Source organism: Rhizobium laguerreae (assembly GCF_019778565.1).
GTDB classification, from domain to species: domain Bacteria; phylum Pseudomonadota; class Alphaproteobacteria; order Rhizobiales; family Rhizobiaceae; genus Rhizobium; species Rhizobium laguerreae.
Map to the genome: position 1 here is coordinate 31,902 of NZ_JAAXQT010000016.1, position 19,398 is coordinate 51,299.

The window sequence follows — 19,398 nt, forward strand, 5'->3', positions numbered from 1 at the left end:
TATGTGGTGCTACTTCTCGATGCCGCGATCCTTGAAGGACTGGTCGATCGCCTTGTCGACCTGATCGCGGACGCCTTCGATATTGAAGCTGGCGACGCGCTGGCTCGGCGGATACTTCACGAAGGTTTCCAGGAAGGCGGCGCTCTTAAGCTGCCCCTTGACGAGCATGTAGTCGTTGCGGACCATCCAGTCGTAATACTGATCCGAGACGACGTCGGCCCGTTCATAAGGGTCCATGCGCAGGTTGAACAGCTTCGGAGCCCTCCAGGTCACGAGCGGGGCCTGCCATACGATGAAGCCGCCAGGATGGAGCTGTTCCTTGAAGACGACCTTCCAGTCGTCGTAGCGGATCGCGACAAGCTCCCCGTCGTCGTCGAAGTAGTAGAAGTCATTGCGGGCGCTCTTGTCCGTCTTCCCGGTGATGTAGTCGAGCTGGTTGTAGCCGTCGAGGTGGTTGCGGAAGCTGGTGGCGCTTCCCTCGGGTTTCCAGCCACTGAGGAGGCGGCTTTTAACGTCGGGATCACCGGCGGCCGCAAGCAGCGTCGGGAACCAGTCGAGGCCAGACATCATCTCATTCGAGACCTGGCCCGGCTGGATGCGTCCCGGCCATTTCACGATGGCCGGGACGCGGAACGCGCCTTCCCAGTTCGTGTCCTTCTCGCTGCGGAACGGCGTCGTCGCCGCGTCTGGCCAGGACCATTGGTTCGGCCCGTTGTCGGTGGTGTAGACGACGATGGTGTTGTCGGCGACGCCAAGTTCCTCCAGCTTCTGTAGAAGCTTCCCGACCATCTGGTCGTGCTCGACCATCCCGTCGGCATACTCGTTGCCCGGCATGCCGCTCTGGCCACGCATCGAATCCCGCACGTGCGTGAAGACGTGCATGCGGGTCGCGTTCATCCAGGTGAAAAACGGCTTTTTCGCCTTCACCTGACGATCCATGAAATCCATCGCCGCGGCGCTGGTCTCGTCGTCGATGGTCTCCATCCGCTTCTTGGTCAGTGGACCGCTGTCCTCGATCTTGCCGTCGGCCGACGCCTTGATGACGCCGCGGGGCGAATAAGCCTTCAGAAACTCGGCGTCGTCCTTCGGCCAGTAGGGTGCCTCAGGTTCCTCTTCGGCGTTCAGATGATAGAGGTTGCCGAAGAATTCGTCGAAGCCGTGCTTCGTCGGCAGGTACTCGTCCCTGTCACCGAGGTGGTTTTTGCCGAACTGGCCGGTCGCATAGCCGAGCGGCTTCAGCGCCTGGGCGATCGTGATGTCGCCGGCCTGCAGCCCGACCGGAGCACCGGGTGCGCCCACCTTGCAGAGACCGGTGCGCAGGCATGACTGGCCGGTGATGAAGGTCGAGCGGCCCGCCGTGCAACTGTTCTCGGCATAGTAGTCGGTGAACATGATGCCGGACTTGGCGATGCTGTCGATGTTCGGCGTCTTGTAACCGACGACGCCGAAGGAATAGGCGCTGATGTTGGTCTGTCCGACGTCGTCGCCGAAGATGACAAGGATGTTAGGCCTCGAGGTCTCTGTCGCGGCGGGTTGCGTCGTGGTCGAGGGCGCCGCCTGTTGTGCGAAGGCGGGCGCGACGATGACCGCCGAGGTCATGGTCATGACTACCGCGGCGGTTGCTGCAAGAAGTCTTCGATGGATGGGCGTACTCATCACAAGGTTCCTTTCTACTTGCGAATGCGTCAGGGCTTGTCAGGCGGAATGCGTAGTTTTCGTCGGGTTCCTATGCGCCGCGATACTGCGTCACGCGTGGCGAGGGGGTAAGCTTGTAACAGTTACATTGCGGGCAGCCGGGGGTAACAATCCGCCCACCCAAGCCTGCTATTGCGTCAGGGGCTTGGACTGGTGATCGTTGTTCAGGCTGTCTTCCAAGTCCGATCCTGTCGGTTGCTGTCTTCTTGCCGGCTGTTCGATGATCGTCAGCGGGGCGGCGACGGCCGCGCCCGCAACCGTGCCCACGGTACGCGCCGTCCCGCCCACGACGGCGGCGACGCCCTGACCAAGAGAGACGTTGCTGTCTGTCAGCGTCTGCCCGGTCATCAGCCTTTGGCCGATGAGCTGGACGATCTCCGGGCTCTCGGCGAACTTGCCGTGGTGCAGGCTGTCTTCGGTCTTGACCTTCGTGAGATCGATGGCCGTGATGCCGGCTTTCTCCAGTCGCGAGCGATACGGCTCTTTCGACGGGTCGATCGCGCCCAGCCGCGAGACGTTGCCGGTGATGAAGCTCGATGCCGCGAGCGCCCGGTCGTCCTGGGACACGAAGATCGTGAACTTAGGCTTGGGCTCGCCCATTTCGACGTACTGCTTGGCAAACACCTGGATGTCGATGTCGGGCGAGGCGAGGATGACGTTGTGTATCTTGGCGTTGACGTGGCCGTCGCGGATGCCCATCTGCCGCAGCGATTCCATCGCCAGCCACGTTCCCATGGAATGCGCGAGGATGGTGATGTCCTTCACATCAGGATCGGCGGCGAGGACCCGCAGGGACTGCTCGAGCGCCGTGCGCGAATAGTTCGTGCTCTCCTTGTCGTATTCGTATCCGGTGAGTTGCGCGCGTGACGGCCAGGTGAAGAGGATCGGCGTCGCCTGCATGCCGCTGTCGTGGACGATCTGGGCGAGGCGGAAGACCGAATCCTCGTACTTGTTGTTGAAGCCGTGGATGAAGACCAGCGCATGTCCGCCCTCGATGTGCTGGCGGAACCATGCCCGGCCTTCCGGAATGGTGTCGATCTGCTTCACCCGCGTGACGGCAAAGTCCGTGGCGGGATTGGGCGGCAGCCGCTGCGGCCACTGGACGGTGCCCGGCTCGCGCTTCGTTGGAATGGAGACCGCGACGTCGGTCATATACGGCTTCGGGCTCCGTTCGCCGTTGAACAGCGTCGCCGAATCGCCCGACGGCTGCCGGGTCGTCGCGACGAGCATGTCGACCTGCGTCGCGCTCGTTCCCGCCGCAAGCCCAACCGGCTGCATGACACCGCTCGGGTGCCCGCAGCCGGCCAGCGCCGGGAGGAAGCCGGTCAAAACGACATGAGTCAGCCTCAGGAGCTTCATCTATTGCGCCGCTATGTTGGTGGGATTGGTGATCGACAAGGGCATCGAGACCGTCAGATAGATGGCGTCTCCCTCTGCGCGGTTTTCGGCGGCGAATTCATGGAAATACTTGATGCGGGTCGATATCGGCACTTCACCCGCTTTGAACGTCCAGCCGATCGTCGCGCCGATGGCCGCGACGCGCCCCTTGAAATCGCTGGACGCGCCGGCGCCGCTGTCGCCGGTCACCTGGTCGTAGTAGTAGCCGACCAGACCGGCGTCGAACTGCTCGTTGAAGTGCTGGACGGCCGCCCATTCGACATGGAACTCGTTGCCCGTGCGGTAGTCGGTGGCGGGGTTCTCGGCATTGAATGTCATGCCGACCACCGCCGACAGGTCGAGGCCGACCGTCGGATCGAGCCAGGTCACGCCGGCCGAGACGTCGGCGCCCCAGTGGTGGAAGGCTATGTTCGATATCTCGCCGTCCTGATAGTCACCGACCGGAACGTTTACGAGAAGGCTCGTCTGCCAATGGAAGTTTCCGGCCTCCCAGCCAAGCAGGGCGCCAAGAACCGGATCGCCGACGGTGAAGACCGGATCGGAGATCGATCCTGACGCCGTTCCACCTCGCGGTCCCGCCAACGTCACGTCCGCGTCGGTATTCTTCCAGCCGACCGGAACGGTCAGCGACAGCCCGAGGTGACCACCGGCAACCTCCTCCGGAAGGATCCAGAGCACGGTCGGCACCTCGATGATGGCCGATCCTTCGACGCCGACCGCGAGCCGACCGCCCGAAGGAAGCGCGCTTCCACCGCCGAGATCGCCCGTGTACATGTAAATGTCGTTCGAGAAGAACACGCCAGGCGGCGGCGTGATCGCACTTGCGGGAAGCTTCGCGCCAAGCAGATAGAAGCCCGCGCCGCCCTCGGCCGCCATCGCAAGGGAAGGAAACAACGTCGCCGCTGCGATGAAGGCCAGCCGTCTGCCGAATTCAAAGGTCATCGAATTTCCCGCGTTTGAAGATTCCCGCATGCTCAGCGTCTGCGAAAGTGACCGCCGCCGCCGTGAAAGCCGCCGCCGCGTGAACCACTGAATTCCCGGCCTCCACCGCCGCCGATCTGCCGTCCGCCGCCGAACTGGCCGATGTCGCGGCGTCCGTAGCTTCGCGACAGATCGCGCTGGTTGCCGACATGCCGAGCGACGCGGTCGACGCCGAGATTGTCGGGCGCTCGTTCGCGGACCTGCCGGCGAGGAGCGGCGTTTTGGCGGGTCTGCACCCGGTTCTGGACTCGTTCCTTCGCGGCCGGATTGCTCTGCACCCGGTCCTGGATGTGTTGCGCCCGCTCGGGAGCGTTCTGGCGAATGCGGTCGGCGGCTTCCTGATGCTTGGAAGCAAACTGCTCGCCGGGGCTCTTCAGCCCTTCGGTGGCCGGACGGTTCACTGGATCCCAGCCATCCGGCGTATGCTTCTGCCATTCGCCGTTCTCGCGGCGATAGACGTTGCCGTCGTGTCCCGCATAGATGTCGCCACCCTTGCCGCCGGCGATGAAGCCGCGGTCGCCCGAGGAGCTGTGCCAGTGGAGGCCGGCGGCGTTGCCCGTCGAACCGCCGCTGACGCGGGCGAACTCGCCACCGTGCTTGACGGCTGCCGTGCCCCACGACCCATAGACGTTGGTGCCGCCGCGCGCCGCGAAGGCGCTGCCGGTGCGTGGATTGAAGGCGGCGACGAAGCCACGCGAACCCGCCGGGCCGGAGATGGCGCCGCCTCTGACGTAGGTGCCGGTGCGAGGATTGTAGGCCGCCCCGCCGGCGATGCCACGATAGGGACCGTAGGCATAGCCGTAGCGGCCGAAGGTGCCGAAGGCAGGATTGTAGAAGGCGCCGACCCCGTAGGTGACGGGCCTGGGATAATAGGGCCAGTAACCGCCCGCCCAGCCGAAGTCCCACCAGGGGCGGTAGGCCCATCCGGTTCCCCAGACGAGGGCGTCCCATGCGAGATAGGCCCCGAGGTAGCCCGCAGTATAGCCGTACCAGACGGCGTCAGGCTCCGTGTCGTAGACCCTGACATAGGTGACGTTGTAGACGGGGGAAGACGCCGGGATTTTGTAGACTTCGTCCGGAACGGCTTTCGCCACTTCGAATGGTCCGCTCGGCGTGTCGCCGACGAACCAGACCCCATCCTTCAGCACGAAATATTTTTCGCCGACCTTGATGACCTGTTCGTTCGAGTTCACCGCATAGGAGAGACTGGTGCCGTCGATTGTCTCGAACTTCGGATCGCCGCTGTAGGCGACGTCGACCTTGACGGTTCCGTCGGTCGCGACGCGGGCCATCTGAGGGATGCTCGCCTTCAGGCGCGCCTCGGCGCCTTCCGACGTTCCCGGCACCGAGGCTCGGACGGCGTAGTAGGGCGCGTCCTGCGGAATGTTCTGGAAGTCGGCAGGCAGGTTCGGCGTTGCAAACGTCCAGGGCCCGTCGAGCGAAGGCGCCGAGAACCAGCGGCCGGAAAGCAGCACGTACCATGTCGTGTCGAAGGGGCGGTAGAAGACGTCGCTGGTCGTGTTCGAAGCCCATTCCAGTCCCGTCCCCGGCACTTTCTGCAGTGCGGGCTTTCCTTCGAACAAGAGGAGTTCGGCCGGCACGTCCGAATAGAAGACCCTGGAGACGCCGCTTTCACCGAACTTCGTCGCGGGCAGGGCGGCCTTCACGTCCTTCCAGGCGTCGTCGTCGGGCAGGCTGGATATCTCGGGCGGCAGCGCATCTGCTTCCGTCCATTCGCTGTCCAGGCTCGACGCCGTCAGCCAGTTCTTCTCGCTCCTGAGATAGAAGGCCTTGTCGGCGTCGGTCTGGAAGATGTCCCAGTTGGTGTTGACGACGAAGGAGAGGCCCTGCACGCCCTTGACCGGAGAAACCACCGCCTTGCCGTCGGTCTGCACGAGAATGGCGGAGGTTTCACTCGTGAAGATCGGCGGCGGATCAGCCTTCAGCCCCGAGACATCGTTCAACCGCTTATAATCGGCGAGGCTCGCCGTAAGGCGGTCCTGCGAGACCATGATCGGATCCGTCGGCATGATCCTGCCGACGCCGAGCGCCAGTTTCGAAAGCTGTTCCTTGTCGAGCGTCGAGAAGTATACCGCGGTCGTCTGGACGTCCGTCAGAACGATGTTGTCGGTCTCGTCGTCGGCAACCGTCTTCGCCGTGACGCCGATTACGCCGTAGATCGGTTGCGAGTCCTTCGAGAGCTTCAGCTCCGCGGCGATCAGCGCGTCGAGCTTTGTAAAGTTCGGCCAATCGATCACCTGCGGCTGGAATAAGGTCAGCGTCGCCCCACTATCTGTCGTGAACGTCTTCGGCCAGGTCGGGGTTTCGGCTGAAGCTTGGCTGAGATAGCGCCCGCTGACGAAGCCGCTTTTGCCACCGAAATCAATCGCGCACCATGCGCCGCTCGCGTCACATTCCTTGAGGTCGACCCGCGCGCCTTCCGGAACGCTTCCGACCGCCGCGAAACCGGTGCCCGGTCCCGAGCGCAAATTGACGGCCGCGGTCATGACCGCGGGATCGGCCAGCACGTTGCCTGCAAGAAAGGTGGAGGCGACTGAGAAGACAAGCAGCTTGCGCATCATGGCGGCCCTTCGACGTCATCGCCCGCATCTGCGGACCCGTCGAAGGAATGCCATCGGGGCAGCCTTTAGGACAAGGATGTTACTGTTACATCGCACCATTGCTGGCGAGTTCGGGCATCTTGAGCCCGGCTTCCGAAATGCCTGCGCGCAGCGCGTCTCTGAGATTGCTGTCGTAGCGTGCTCCGGAGAACATCGCGGCGACCGTCCGCTCGAGATCGGGATGCTGCAGCCGGGCTGCGGCGATCTCCAGCTCCGTCACCGGCCGGTCGCCGAGGCGAGCGATCGCGGCCAGCTTCAAAACCGTCGTCGGCGCGTCCGGTGCCGGAACCTGCCGTGCAAGAAACACTGCTTGCGCGTAACGTTCCTGGCGATATTCGTCGAGGATCATGACGAAGCTTGCGTCGCGTATGGGCTGTCCGGCAACCTCCGCAGCCCGTTTCGCAAGCTGCACGCCCTCTTCCCAATGTCCTGTAAGGAAAACCACCATGGAAAGCTTGGCGAGCAGGTCGGCATTTTCAGGGTTTAGCGCGACGCCGCGGCGGCCGGCGGCTATCGAGATCTCGTTTTGTCCGAGCTGATACTGCACCGCCAATTGCGCCAGTGCCGCTCTTGGCGAGGAAGGCGAGAGGGTCGCTGCCCGGTTCGCCAATTCCAGGCCGCGGCCGAAGTAACTGCCGTCCCCGCTTGCGCGGCCGATCCAGACATAGACGCGCGCAAGCGTCGCCATCGCATCGGAGTCGGAGGGATCTGCGGCGATCGTGGCGGCCAGGCAGGAGCGGGCGGCCTTAAGACCGGCGGCGTCGCGTTGCTCGACTGCGAACTCGCCTCTGAGGACACACACGTTGCCGATCGTTGATGCCGGCAGGTTGCGTCTAAGCTCGATCGCATTGATGATACCGGCGGGTCTTGCGAGCCTTCGCGAAACCGAAAAGACCAGGTCGCGCATCGCCTCCTCGCGCGTTCCGGCGGCGACCGGACGTCGCTCTTCGTCGGTCCAGACTGCCTCGCCGCTGTTGGCGTCGGCGACTTGCCACCATAACGAAACCGAACTCTCATTTTCGGCGTAACGCATCTTGATCTTGTAGAAACTCTGCTGCACCTCGTCACGAGACGACCTCGAGACGGCGGCGTCGGACTGCAGACGGACGGTGCCAAACCGTGCGAGCGACACGGCGAGATCTTCCGTGACCGCTTCACCGGCAGCCTTGTCTTGTTGTGATGCGTTCATCGATAGCGCGATGAAGGGCTTCTGCGTGTCCGGAAGCTTCGGGCTCGCCGCGTCATATGCAAGGCCCACTGCCAAGGAGACGGCCAGGAGAACTGCTCCTCCCATAACGACATGACGCCATTTTCCACTAACGGGCCGCAAAGCGACTTGCGTCGGCTCCTCCGTCGGCAGGCCGGCCTCCTCAAGTTCGCCTTCCTCATCGGGGCAGGGCGGCTGATCGCGTTCCACGAACACCGGGACGTAGCGCCCGCGCGGGATGTCGAGGCGCGCGCCCGGCTCGTCGGCAATCTGTCCATAGTATTTTTGAAGAGATTCCCGCAGACGGGTGGCCTCGATGCGGACGATGGGATCCGAGGAGGGGTCGAAGGAGGCCGGCCTGTTGAAGACGTCGATCGCTATCGAATAGGCCTTGATCGTGTCGCTACGGCCTTCGAACCGGGCGTCGACGATGTACCGCAGGAAAGCTCTGTGGCGCTCCGATACGTGTAGCCGTGGATCGTCCAGCAGCCGCTCCGCTTCCGCGCGGGCCTCCTCCTCGGAAACCACCCGCGCCCCATTGCTCACGCCGTTCGCTGCCATTCCGCACCTCGCGCCCGTCCGCCAATAAGCAGTAGCGAATGTATGCTGGCGCACTTTTGCTTGCAACCATAAAGCGGCAGATGGGAAGTTTTTAAGGGCGTGATCGCGCTGTCCGTGTGCGGCACCGCGCTACGACGTCCGATTCCAGGGCCCGACACAAGTTGCGATATTCGTCTACCAGTTCATCCTCGCCTTCTCTCGGGGACGTCAGGAGGCGGTCAAGCGTAACCGTCGCGTCCTCGTAGGCCTCGCACAGGGCGTCGAACGAGGCGTCGTCTGGCCAGAGACGTTGAAGCTCGCCGCGCAGAGACGGCAGTCGCAGCATCAGCTTCAGCAGTCCGCGATGGGCGGCGTCTCTGGGAGTGTCCATGGCGAGCAGGCGATCCTTTTCGAGCAGGAGGCGTGCGAGGGCGCGGATACGCATCGGCCATTCTCGCCTGGGCCAATCGAAAAAAGCGAGATTGTTACAGTTACATTTTGATGTCGCCGGGACCGGGCGCCGCCTTGTTACTGTAACAATCTGTGAGCCCGAGGCCCTTCGTGCTCGAATGCGCGCGATGGAAACGGGAGGCTCTCGTGCGCGCTCAGATTTGTTTGACCTCGGGCATCCTGATGCTGACAGCCGCCCTCCCGGCGCTCGCGCAGGAAGGCCACGAAGCCGTCAACGAGGCCAACAACCCGCTCACGCCGAAGATCACCATCAACCTTCAGGACTACTATATTCCGAGCTTCATCGACACGCCGGGAGAGCCCGAGGCGAACCAGTTCCTGCTGCGCGGTCTCATCCCGTCGGACATGTTCGGGCTGCCCCAGCTTCTTCGCTTTACGCTCCCGATCGCGACGTCCCCCGACGTTCCAAGCGGATATGTCACGGGGCTCGGCGATCTCACGCTGATGGACATCTTCATCCTGCCGAAGCATGGGGATGTCACCCTCGGCGTCGGCCCGTTGCTCGTCATTCCCACCGCCACGGACGAGTCCCTTGGAAGCGGCAAATGGCAGATCGGAGCGGCGGGCGTCGTCGTCGCGCCTCAAAGGTGGGGACTCCTCGGAGCGCTCGCGACCTATCAGACGTCCTTCGCCGGTGTGGACGACCGGGAGGACGTGAACCTTCTGACCTTCCAGCCGATTCTCAACATCAACCTGTCGGACGGCTGGTATCTGCGTTCGTCGGCGACGTGGAACTTCAATCTCGAGAACGGCAACTCCTACATCCCCGTCGGCGCGGGCGTCGGCAAGGTGTTCCAGCTCGACAAGGGCGTGACGATGAACGCCTTCGTCGAGCCTCAGTATACGGTCTGGCACGACGGACCGGGTGCGCCTCGCTGGCAGATCTTCGCCGGCGTCAACTTCCAGTTGCCGGTCGGACGGTGATATCCGACGCAATTCAGGAGCATCCCATGCGTAAAACGGTCTTCGCGTTTCTCATGCTTTCGGCCGCTACAACCACCGCCGCGGCGTTCACTCCTGAGGAGCTGGCGTCCCGCACGGTCGAACGGCGCGCCGTCGAGGCCGTCATCTGGGGCATCCCGGCGGTCAACTACGACCTGATGCTCCAGGAGATGCTCACCAAGACGAAGGGCAAGGTGAACCAGATCCTCCACTGGTCGCGGCCGCTCGACTGGCACAACCAGACCCTGACGCCCAATCCGGACGCGATCTATCTGATGGCATTCACCGACACCAAGGATGTTGGTCCCGTCGTGATCGAGGTGCCGCCCGCCGGGGGAGGCTCGATCAACGGCAACATCGTCAACGTCTGGCAGATGGCCCTCGAGGACGCTGGCCCGTCCGGCGCCGACCAGGGCAAGGGCGGCAAATATCTTGTGCTTCCGCCGGGATACAAGGACAAGGTCCCGGACGGCTACATCCCGCTTCAGTCCGACACCTTCGGCGGATACGCGCTTCTGCGATCGAACCTTGCCAGTCACAGCGACGCCGACATTGCCAAGTCTGTCGAATACGCCAAGCGACTGAAGGTCTATCCGCTGTCGCAGGCCGCGAACCCTCCGCAAACGGTCTTCACCGATGCGGAAGGCGTCGTCTTCGATTCCACCATCAAGTACGACGAAAGTTTCTTCAAGTCGCTCGACCGGGTGGTGCAGTACGAACCGTGGCTATCGCGCGACCGGGCGATGATCGACCCACTTCGGTCGCTCGGCATCGAAAAGGGCAAAACATTCTCTCCGACGCCGGCGGTTGCGAAACAGCTCGAAGCAGGCGTGAAGGAGGGCAAGGAATGGCTCGCGGAGAAGTACGATAGCGGTCTCATACCCTTCTACGACAACAGCCGATGGAACTTCGCGGGCAGCCCCGAACTCGTGAAGAGCGCCCAAGCTGGATATGACGAACCCGAAGCCTATCCGGTCGATCTGCGCGGCGTCGCCTACAGCTACGCCTTCGTCGGCCTGAAGCGGCTGGGGACCGGGCAATTCTATCTGATCTCAATCAAGGACAAGGCCAGTCAGGACTTCGACGGGTCGCAAACCTATCGCCTGAGCGTGCCAGCCGACGTGCCTGTCCAGCAATACTGGTCGCTGACCGCCTACGACCGCGAGACCCATGCGCTCATTCGCAACATGGACCGCGCCAGCCGTTCGTCGCAGATCGCCGATCTCAAGAAGAACAAGGATGGCTCGGTCGACATCTTCCTCGGCCCGAAGGCACCGAAAGGGGAGGAGGCGAACTGGATACCGACCGATCCCGAGCGGAAGTTCGAAGTCATGTTCCGGTTTTACGCGCCCACGAAGGCGCTCTTCGACAAGTCGTGGGTGCTGCCTGATCTCGAAGAGGTGCGCAGATAGCGCGGGGAGAATGACATGAGAAACCTTGCTATTGCAGTCGGAGTGACCTCGATTCTCGTCGGGGCGACGGCCCCCAGGTCCTTTGGCGCGGACGTCCTGACCGGGCGGATTGAAACACATGTCGGCCCAATCGAACTCCAGGGCGGATATCCGAGCGCGAAGTCAGTCGACAAGCTATACGACGAGCTCGACTTCCAGCGAGCTACCCAAGCCTATATCTGGGCTACGCCGCTCGTATCGATGGAAGCGCTCGTGCAGGCCAACAAGCGGGACTGGGGCGTCGATTACAACGATGTCGGTCTTGTCGACGGCTACACCACGCCGGCCGTCGGCGCGCTGACGGGCAACAATACGACGATCTACGCAGCCGTGTTTACGGATCTCCAGCGTGACGGGCCCGTCGTCATCGACTCTCCTGTAGGCGTCTACGGCGTGATCGACGACTTCTGGCAGCGCCCGGTGGTCGAGATCGGACCGTTCGGCCCCGACAGGGGCAAGGGCGGCAAGTTCCTGCTGCTGCCGCCGGGATACGACGGCCCCGTTCCAGACGGCTATCTCGCGATGAAGTCGAGGACAAACCAGACGATGTTCATCGGCCGAGCCTTCGTGAAGGACGGAGACATCAAGACGGCGGTGGACACGCTGGCAAGGATCAAGGCATACCCGTTGTTGAAAGCCGAAAACCCGCCGGAGACGCGCGTCGTTCGTGCAGGCGGTCGCCCGTTGAATTCCATCCCGCCAAAAGGTTTCGAGTACTGGAAGCTCGTAGCAGATGCTCTCGACAAGGAACCTGTCGAAGATCGCGACCGCTTCTTCCACGCTATGCTGAAACCGCTTGGCATCGAAAAAGGAAAAACGTTCGAGCCCGATGCCAGGCAGAAGAGGATACTGACCGAGGCCGCCGACGTCGGATTTTTGATGGCCCAGACACTCAGCATGGCCCCGCGCCTTGAGAATGCATCGTCCTACCCTGGAACCCATTGGGAATGGGTGCTGACACTCGATCCATCCCAGGAGGCGCCCGGATACACCCAGCTCGACGAACGAACCGACTATACGTTCGAGGCGATCACCGTCGCCGAAGGTATGATCAAGAAGATCCCAGGCGTTGGCTCGCAATACATGAGCGCGGCTAAGGACAAAACAGGCGCATGGCTGGATGGCGGCAGGAACTACACCCTGCACGTTCCGGCAGACGTCCCCGCCAAGGAATTCTGGGCGGTCACCTTATACGATGTCATGACCCGCTCGATGATCAAGACCGAGACAATGAAGGCCGGCGTTTCCAGTCAGGACAAGCTGAAGGAGAACGCCGACGGCTCGGTCGACATCCATTTCGGCCCGAAAGTGCCGAAGGACGATGTCAACTGGGTCAGGACGATCCCCGGTCGAGGATGGTTTGCCTACTTTCGATGGTACGGACCAACGGAGAAGTTCTTCGACAAGAGCTGGACCCTGCCCGACATCGATAGGAAAGGATGACCATCGAGACGACTAGCAACGTGCGCAAGGCGGTTCGCGGTTGCGTCGGTCGATGTAGCCTGAGTTGTTACTGTTACATGCTTCCCTCCCTGCGTGTTGATTGGCAAGCTTTTCGCGAATCATAGGAGGGGAAGCGATGCCCATTCACCGATGGTTGTCGATGTCACTCCGTCGCCACGTTGCGATGACGATACTTTTTGCAGGGCTGGCGTTTTCTCTCGACGCCGACGGCGCTGCTGCGCAGACCTGCGCGGCCGGACCGGTCTTCGTCGATGGAACGTCCTGCACTGTGACCGCAGGCTCCAGCATTACGGTATCGCAGACCGCGGTACCAGGGTTGGAGGCCCGAAATGCTGGCTCGACCATTACGGCGCAGGGTATCACGGTGCAGCTCGGCCCCGGTCTCGCGCCCAGGTCCTTCGTCGGTGCGCAGGCGCTGGCCGGAGCTGCAGTGGAACTCAGCAACAGCACTATAATTACGATTCAGGCAGGAACGGCACAGCGCGGCGTAATTTCCGATGGTCTTGGAAGCAACATCAGCGCCACCGGTCTGACGATCACGCTCGGGACCGGGGCGACGACGGTCAGCGACAATCTTGCCGTGCTCGCACAGAACGGTGGCATGGCGAGCTTCACCAACTCCGCCATCTCGACCAGGGGCGCCGTCAACGGCATCGCGAACCACGCCGTCACCGCGACGGGATCAGGAAGCAGCGTCACGCTCATGGGCGGCACGGTCTCGACCGCCTCCCGTGGTTCGTTCGGCGTCCAGGCGGCGGACGGTGGCCACGTCGTGATCGGTGGCGGCGCGCAGGTGACGACGACGGGCGTGCAGAATCTAAGCACGACGCCCGTCACCGGCAGCCATGCTCTTATCGCGACCGGATCGGGCAGCCGGATCGACGGTACGAACGTGACGCTCGGCACCTCCGGCTTGTTTGCGAGCGCCGCACGCGCCGAAAACGGCGGCGTCGTCGCACTTGATGGCGCGACCATCAACACCAGCAGCAATTCCCAGGCCGACAGCGACCCTTCGTCGGCCACCCGAGTCCTGTCGGGCGGGAGCCTTCTTCTGACGAACAGCGCGGTCGACACCACGGGGCAGCGAGGCAATGGTCTCTCGGTGCAGGACGCGGGTTCGACGGCCACGGTGTCCGGAACGGCCATATCGGTCGCCGGAACTCGCGCGAACGCTGCCTTCGTGTTCGACGGCGGAAGCGCATCCATTTCGAACAGCAGCCTGTTTTCCGCTAATTGGGCGGCGGTCAATGTTCAGGGCGCAGGTTCTTCCATCGCGCTCACCGACACCACCGTCAGGAGCACCGGCTCGGTCGGCTATGGTCTTCGGGTCGGAGATGGCGGAACGGCGACGATGACTCGAGGCTCGCTGACGACAACTGGGGTGAGCGGTCCGGCACTTACGGCTGGAAACGCCACGGTCGTCGCCAACGACGTCGCGATTTTTACATCAGGGAATGACAACGCGATGGGCGTCCTCGCCGATCTTGGAGGCGACATAACCCTGAACGGCGGCTCGATCCTTACTACGGGAAACTCCGTGCGCCTGAGCTCCTATCCTCACGGCATCGCAGCCCGCAATCCCGGCGGGATCGTGAGAGCGAACGGAACCTCGGTGAGGACAGAAGGCTTCACCGCCATGGGCGCGGTCGCCGACGACGGCGGCGCTGTCCTTCTGAACGGGAACTCGATCACGACCCTCGGGACGACGAGCATCGGCCTCTATTCCACTGTGGAGAACTCCGGGCCTCTGTTTGCAGGCATCGCCGGCGACGGCATCGTCGTCGAGACGTTTGGAACGGGAGCGCACGGGGCGATGGCGGTCGAGCATTTCCTGACCGCGCGGTCGGCCATCATCCTCGACGACTCGCTGCTCACCACCCATGGCGACCTCGCCTCCGGTCTCCGATCGATCATGTCGGCCAGCATCGACGCTCGAAACTCGATCATCCTGACCGAAGGCGACCGTTCGTCGGGGCTGCACTCGAGAGACAACGGCAGCGAGATCAATCTTACCGACACCACCGTGACCACCGAGGGTACGGCATCGCACGGGGCTCTCGCCGAGGGCGGGGGCCTTGTGAACGGGCTGCGAACTTCCGTGGAGGCGAGAGGAAGCGACTCATACGCGCTATATGTCGCCGGCGCGGCCGGCTTTGTCTCCGAGGCCCGCTTCGACGCGAGCCGGCTGAGCAACGCCGACGGTCCGGCGATCGCGGTAGGCGGGGAAGGCATCGTCTCGCTGACCGGCTCCGTCGTCTCGTCGAGCGGGCAATGGCTGAGCGTCGGCACGATCGCCGACTTCCAGCCACTGACCGTGCCCGACGCGGGCTTGGGAGGCGTGACTGACCCGGAGGGACTGGAAACCTCGCCGGTGTTCACTCCCCCGGCGGCCCTGCCGGTCGTTCCCGGTCTTGCCAACGTGACGCTGTCTCGCTCCGTGGTGACCGGCTCCGCCTTCACGGCGCCGGGAAGCGTCTCCAATCTTGTTCTGGAGGACAGTAGTCTCTGGAACATGACCGGCAGCTCCAACCTCACGACGCTGCTGAACGACCCCAGTCTGATTCAGTTCTCCGCCCCGACCGGCGATCCCACGCTGCTCGCCAGCTACATGACGCTGACGGTCGTCGACTACGTCGGCGAGGACGGCAACATCGGGTTGAACACCTATCTCGACACGGACGGCTCTCCGTCGGACCGCCTCGTCATCGACGGCGGATCGGCCACCGGAACCAGTGGTCTCATCATCTCCAACACGACGGGCGGCGGAGCCTTGACGACCGGCAACGGCATCCTCGTCGTCGACGCGATCAACGGCGGCGTGAGCGATCCGGCGGCGTTTCATCTCGCCGCGCCCGCTGTCGCGGGACCATACGATTACCTTCTCTTCCGCAGCAGTGTCGACGGCACCGGCCCGGAGAACTGGTACCTGCGTTCCGAACTCGTCGGCCCACCGGACCCAACACCGATCTATCGCCCGGAAGTCTCGCTTTACGCGGCAGTTCCATCGATGGCGGCGATCTACGGCAGGCACATCATCGACACGCTTCACGAGCGCGTGGGCGAGGAGGAGCAGCTCAAGGGGCGCACGGACATAGGCGAGGACGAGAACTTCAACGGCTTCTGGATGCGAGGCATCGGCCACTGGGGCCATCGCAGCGGAGACGCTCGCGGCGTCTACGAAGGCGCACCGGAGTTCGACTACAGGTTCGGTGCCATGCAGGGCGGCATGGACTTCTACCGAGACGAGGAGGACGGGATCACCGACCATGCCGGCATGTACCTGGCGTACGGCCATGGCAAGATGGACGTCACGCAGAACCTGCTGACGACGACGCGCGACGCGGGCGACAACGACTTCGGCGCCTTCTCGGTCGGCGGCTACTGGACCCGGTTCGGCAAGAACGGCTGGTATCTCGATGGCGTGCTCCAGGGCACCTGGTACGACGTGACCACGCATTCCAACCGACCGACGGAAATCGGCTTTCCCGACCAGAGCATCGACGGCTTTGGCTTCGCGGCGTCTCTCGAAGGCGGATATCCCTTCGACCTCGGCGACGGCTGGCAGCTCGAGCCGCAGGCGCAGATCATATGGCAGACGATCCGTATGGATGACTTCAACGACGGAGCCGCCGAGATCCGCTACGACAACCTGAATTCTCTCGCGGGCCGGATCGGCGCTCGCGTCGCCCGGACATGGCAGGCGGAGGAGGCGACCGCGACCGAGCCCGCCCGGCTGGCGACCGTCTGGGGCAGGGTGAATGTCTGGCACGAGTTCACCGCGAAAGCACAGACGGAAGTCTCTTCGTCCGATGGGTTCGTACCGTTCTCGTCGAACCTCGACGAGACGTGGATCGAGCTCGGTCTCGGAGCGACAAGGCAGGTGTCGAACAACACGTCCCTGTATGGGAACATCAACTTCAGCACGTCCTTCGATGGAGACAACTACGCGTGGAACGGCAAGCTCGGCTTGAGGGTCAACTGGTAGAAGAGGGGCCCTCATCGCTCCGGGAACTTCTCGAATCGACGTCCGTTTCCCAGGCGTCGATATCATCAGGAGAAATGAAGATGGCAACCACTTCCCGAGGCCGTGCTCAGGATCGCGCGAAGGTCGCTGGCGGACAAGATCACGAGGTTCGCTACGAGGCGAAGAAGGAAGGCGTCCCGAAGGAAACGGTCAAGAAGGCTGTGAAGAGTGCCGGAAACTCTCGCACGAAGGTCGAGGCTGAAATCAGTCGGCACTGAGCCGTGAAACTCGCGACCTACAACGTCAACGGGGTCAACGGCCGCCTCGAAGTCTTGCTGAGGTGGCTTGATGAAGCCAGGCCGGACGTCGTCTGCCTCCAGGAGCTGAAGGCCCCGCAGGAGAAGTTCCCGATCAAAGCGATCGAGGCCGCCGGCTATGGGGCGGTCTGGCAGGGCCAGAAGTCCTGGAACGGCGTCGCCATCCTCGCCATGGGTCGGGAGCCGCAACTCACTAGAAAGGGGCTGCCCGGCGAGCCCGAGGACGAGCACAGCCGCTATATTGAAGCGATCGTCGATGGCATCGTAGTCGGCTGCCTGTACCTCCCGAACGGTAATCCCTATCCAGGCCAGAAATTCGACTACAAGCTCCGCTGGTTCCGCCGCCTCCACGACCACGCGGCCGAACTGCTCGAGCTCGAGGTGCCCGTCGTCCTGGTCGGCGACTACAACGTCATGCCCACCGAGTTGGACGTCTACAAACCCGAACGCTGGACGAACGACGCCGCCCTCTTCCGGGTCGAGGTCCGGGGGGCCTATCAAAGGCTTGTCGACCAGGGCTGGACGGACGCGCTTCGCCACCTGCATCCGGACGAGCGCATCTACACGTTCTGGGACTATTTCCGAAACGCGTTCGTGCGCGACGCCGGTCTTCGCATCGACCACTTTCTCCTGAGTTCGGAGGCGGCCACACGGCTGACGAAGGCGGAGGTCGACAAGCACGTTGGCGGTTGGGAGCACACGAGTGACCACGCGCCCGTATGGATCGAGCTTCAGGACGATCTAGTCAAGAAGAGGAAGACGAAATGAGCCAGGAAGATTGGAAAGAAAGCTCCGCCTGAAGCTGGCGGACTCGCAGACAGCATTCTGGTGAACGGCACCAGGCGGGTTTTGAGGTCATCCGGGATACGGGTAGGCGGCCTTCGCGATGCGCTCCAACTCGATCCTGACCCGGCCGACGACGAAGACGCCGCTGTCGAGGAGCCGCAAACGAATGGCCGGGTGACCACAGGACCGCGCTTAAATCTCTACACAGCTACTTTAAGAAGAGTGCCTTCAGGAGATCACCTGAGAACAGGTCGCACTTCAACGGGAGCCGTCCGAGGCTGCTACAGCTTACAGGGATAACCAAACTCCAGACTCAGCCCGGCTGGACGCCTCCGCCTGGCCAGATCCCAACTCAATTTGCCAAGCGGCGGAAGTCTTTCGTCGAAACCTTTCTCTTTAGATAAGCTAGCGCGTCAGCTTGCCGCACGCATGTCGCTCACGCTCCTGCCGGAGCTCTTATGCGTGCGCCCGGCTGACCGCAACGACCTGCCGGCCCAAGACAGGCACGACAAAAAGTAGCCCCACCAGCGACGACACAAGTTCAGGGACGACCAGCAGGATCGCGGCTAAAATCAGGAGTGTTTTCTGCCACCAGACGGTTCTGACAAATAAGAAGCCGGAGAGGGCGGATCCGAGGCATGTAATGCCCAACACGCACCCCACAAAGGCGATCGTGAAGCTGGTCCAGGAGAAGTTGGCGGTCACGAGCAGAAGAGATGGCGAGAACACAAACACGAAAGGTACGAGCACCTTTCCCAAGCCCAGGCGAAATGCGGTGTTGCCTGTCTTGAAGGGATCGGCGCCCGCCATGCCGGCCGCTGCATATGCCGCTAGCGCTACGGGAGGTGTGATGTCAGCAAGCACGCCGTAGTAGAATACGAAGAAATGCGCGACGATAGTCACAGCAAGTCTCGATACGACCCACGCCTATGTGTTGGGTACGACGAAGCAACGCCTGCGCAAAGCCTTGGGTGGCAAAGGCTGTTGTTAAATAGGCGTTAACCCGCGCGGCCATCGACGCCATGCTTCAGTTTTATCTCGGTTGCATGTTTGAAGTCTTCTTTACAACGCTTGGCATGGCAGACCGCTTCGTAAGCGTGAAGCGTGAGCAGACCGCGCAAAACGAGCCGATCTGCTCGAACGCCTGTCCGAAACAGACCAATTGACCGGATTGCTAAACCGGCGTGCGATCGAGCAGCTTCGAACCGAAGGCTTCGCCACACTGGCGATTCTTGACTTGGACCGCCACCCAAGTCGATCGCATCATCGAGATCTCTGATGGGCGGGTCGCTTCACCGCCCGAAATCATCAGAGAATTGCGTCTATTCTGCTTTGCGGCGGGCGCCCAGTCGTGGGAATTTCTTGAGCTTCGTCGGAACGCACGTCGAGATAAGAGCGGATCTCGCCATATCTCGCGAGCGAAACATTAACTGCCGCCTCTGCACTGAAAGCCCTGTCCAGATCTGCGTGCATGCCCACAAGAGGAAGGCGATCGGAATAACAGCGATACGTGCTGACATGAGCCCCCTCTTCAAAGGCACGCCGTCCATGACCGGGCAGC

At 62.6% G+C, this 19,398-nt stretch carries 11 protein-coding genes and 1 pseudogene; 6 read left to right on the top strand and 6 right to left on the bottom strand.

Annotated elements, in window-relative coordinates:
• Positions 1-9: 9 nt before the first annotated feature.
• The 5 genes from HFO71_RS33310 to HFO71_RS33330 form a co-directional block, all read right to left on the bottom strand.
• A complete protein-coding gene (locus HFO71_RS33310) occupies positions 10-1,656 on the bottom strand; it encodes an arylsulfatase (RefSeq protein WP_221988958.1) in 1,647 nt (548 codons plus the stop codon).
• A gap of 168 nt (positions 1,657-1,824) precedes the next feature.
• Positions 1,825-3,054 carry an alpha/beta hydrolase gene (locus HFO71_RS33315; RefSeq protein WP_221988959.1) on the bottom strand — a complete coding sequence of 410 codons (1,230 nt, stop codon included), beginning with the start codon at positions 3,052-3,054 and terminating at the stop codon, positions 1,825-1,827.
• Positions 3,055-4,035: a SphA family protein gene (locus HFO71_RS33320; protein WP_221988961.1), complete on the bottom strand. Its 981-nt coding sequence runs from the start codon at positions 4,033-4,035 to the stop codon at positions 3,055-3,057.
• Between the two features lie 32 nt (positions 4,036-4,067).
• Entirely contained in the window at positions 4,068-6,656 is a 2,589-nt protein-coding gene (locus HFO71_RS33325) for an SH3 domain-containing protein (protein ID WP_221988963.1), read from the bottom strand.
• Between the two features lie 85 nt (positions 6,657-6,741).
• Positions 6,742-8,463 (bottom strand): hypothetical protein, encoded by a 1,722-nt coding sequence (locus tag HFO71_RS33330; RefSeq protein ID WP_221988965.1) that lies wholly within the window; start codon positions 8,461-8,463, stop codon positions 6,742-6,744.
• Positions 8,464-9,075: 612 nt separating this feature from the next.
• Here HFO71_RS33330 and HFO71_RS33335 point away from each other — a divergent pair.
• The 6 genes from HFO71_RS33335 to xth all read left to right on the top strand — a co-directional run bounded on the left by HFO71_RS33335 (position 9,076) and on the right by xth (position 17,819).
• Positions 9,076-9,837: a hypothetical protein gene (locus tag HFO71_RS33335; protein WP_221989019.1), complete on the top strand. Its 762-nt coding sequence runs from the start codon at positions 9,076-9,078 to the stop codon at positions 9,835-9,837.
• A 26-nt stretch (positions 9,838-9,863) separates the two neighbouring features.
• Positions 9,864-11,267: a DUF1254 domain-containing protein gene (locus tag HFO71_RS33340; RefSeq protein WP_221988967.1), complete on the top strand. Its 1,404-nt coding sequence runs from the start codon at positions 9,864-9,866 to the stop codon at positions 11,265-11,267.
• A 15-nt stretch (positions 11,268-11,282) separates the two neighbouring features.
• A complete protein-coding gene (locus HFO71_RS33345) occupies positions 11,283-12,749 on the top strand; it encodes a DUF1254 domain-containing protein (RefSeq protein ID WP_221988969.1) in 1,467 nt (488 codons plus the stop codon).
• A 136-nt stretch (positions 12,750-12,885) separates the two neighbouring features.
• Positions 12,886-16,755 carry an autotransporter outer membrane beta-barrel domain-containing protein gene (locus HFO71_RS33350; RefSeq protein WP_221988971.1) on the top strand — a complete coding sequence of 1,290 codons (3,870 nt, stop codon included), beginning with the start codon at positions 12,886-12,888 and terminating at the stop codon, positions 16,753-16,755.
• Positions 16,756-16,835: 80 nt separating this feature from the next.
• Positions 16,836-17,012 carry a DUF3606 domain-containing protein gene (locus HFO71_RS33355; RefSeq protein WP_221988972.1) on the top strand — a complete coding sequence of 59 codons (177 nt, stop codon included), beginning with the start codon at positions 16,836-16,838 and terminating at the stop codon, positions 17,010-17,012.
• Between the two features lie 3 nt (positions 17,013-17,015).
• Positions 17,016-17,819 (top strand): exodeoxyribonuclease III, encoded by an 804-nt coding sequence (xth, locus tag HFO71_RS33360; RefSeq protein ID WP_221988974.1) that lies wholly within the window; start codon positions 17,016-17,018, stop codon positions 17,817-17,819.
• Positions 17,820-18,293: 474 nt separating this feature from the next.
• On the opposite strand, the pseudogene HFO71_RS33365 reads toward xth, so the two are convergent.
• A pseudogene (locus HFO71_RS33365) lies at positions 18,294-18,734 on the bottom strand (TRAP transporter large permease subunit); the annotation flags it as partial.
• Positions 18,735-19,398 lie beyond the last annotated feature (664 nt).

What these genes read in the sequence shown, in the direction of transcription:
- HFO71_RS33350 (WP_221988971.1), top strand. Translation starts at nt 12,886, where the DNA reads ATGCCCATTCACCGATGGTTGTCGATGTCACTCCGTCGCCACGTTGCG.
- HFO71_RS33320 (WP_221988961.1), bottom strand. Translation starts at nt 4,035, where the DNA reads ATGACCTTTGAATTCGGCAGACGGCTGGCCTTCATCGCAGCGGCGACG.
- HFO71_RS33355 (WP_221988972.1), top strand. Translation starts at nt 16,836, where the DNA reads ATGGCAACCACTTCCCGAGGCCGTGCTCAGGATCGCGCGAAGGTCGCT.
- HFO71_RS33325 (WP_221988963.1), bottom strand. Translation starts at nt 6,656, where the DNA reads ATGATGCGCAAGCTGCTTGTCTTCTCAGTCGCCTCCACCTTTCTTGCA.
- HFO71_RS33335 (WP_221989019.1), top strand. Translation starts at nt 9,076, where the DNA reads ATGCTGACAGCCGCCCTCCCGGCGCTCGCGCAGGAAGGCCACGAAGCC.
- HFO71_RS33330 (WP_221988965.1), bottom strand. Translation starts at nt 8,463, where the DNA reads ATGGCAGCGAACGGCGTGAGCAATGGGGCGCGGGTGGTTTCCGAGGAG.
- HFO71_RS33345 (WP_221988969.1), top strand. Translation starts at nt 11,283, where the DNA reads ATGAGAAACCTTGCTATTGCAGTCGGAGTGACCTCGATTCTCGTCGGG.
- HFO71_RS33315 (WP_221988959.1), bottom strand. Translation starts at nt 3,054, where the DNA reads ATGAAGCTCCTGAGGCTGACTCATGTCGTTTTGACCGGCTTCCTCCCG.
- HFO71_RS33340 (WP_221988967.1), top strand. Translation starts at nt 9,864, where the DNA reads ATGCGTAAAACGGTCTTCGCGTTTCTCATGCTTTCGGCCGCTACAACC.
- HFO71_RS33310 (WP_221988958.1), bottom strand. Translation starts at nt 1,656, where the DNA reads ATGAGTACGCCCATCCATCGAAGACTTCTTGCAGCAACCGCCGCGGTA.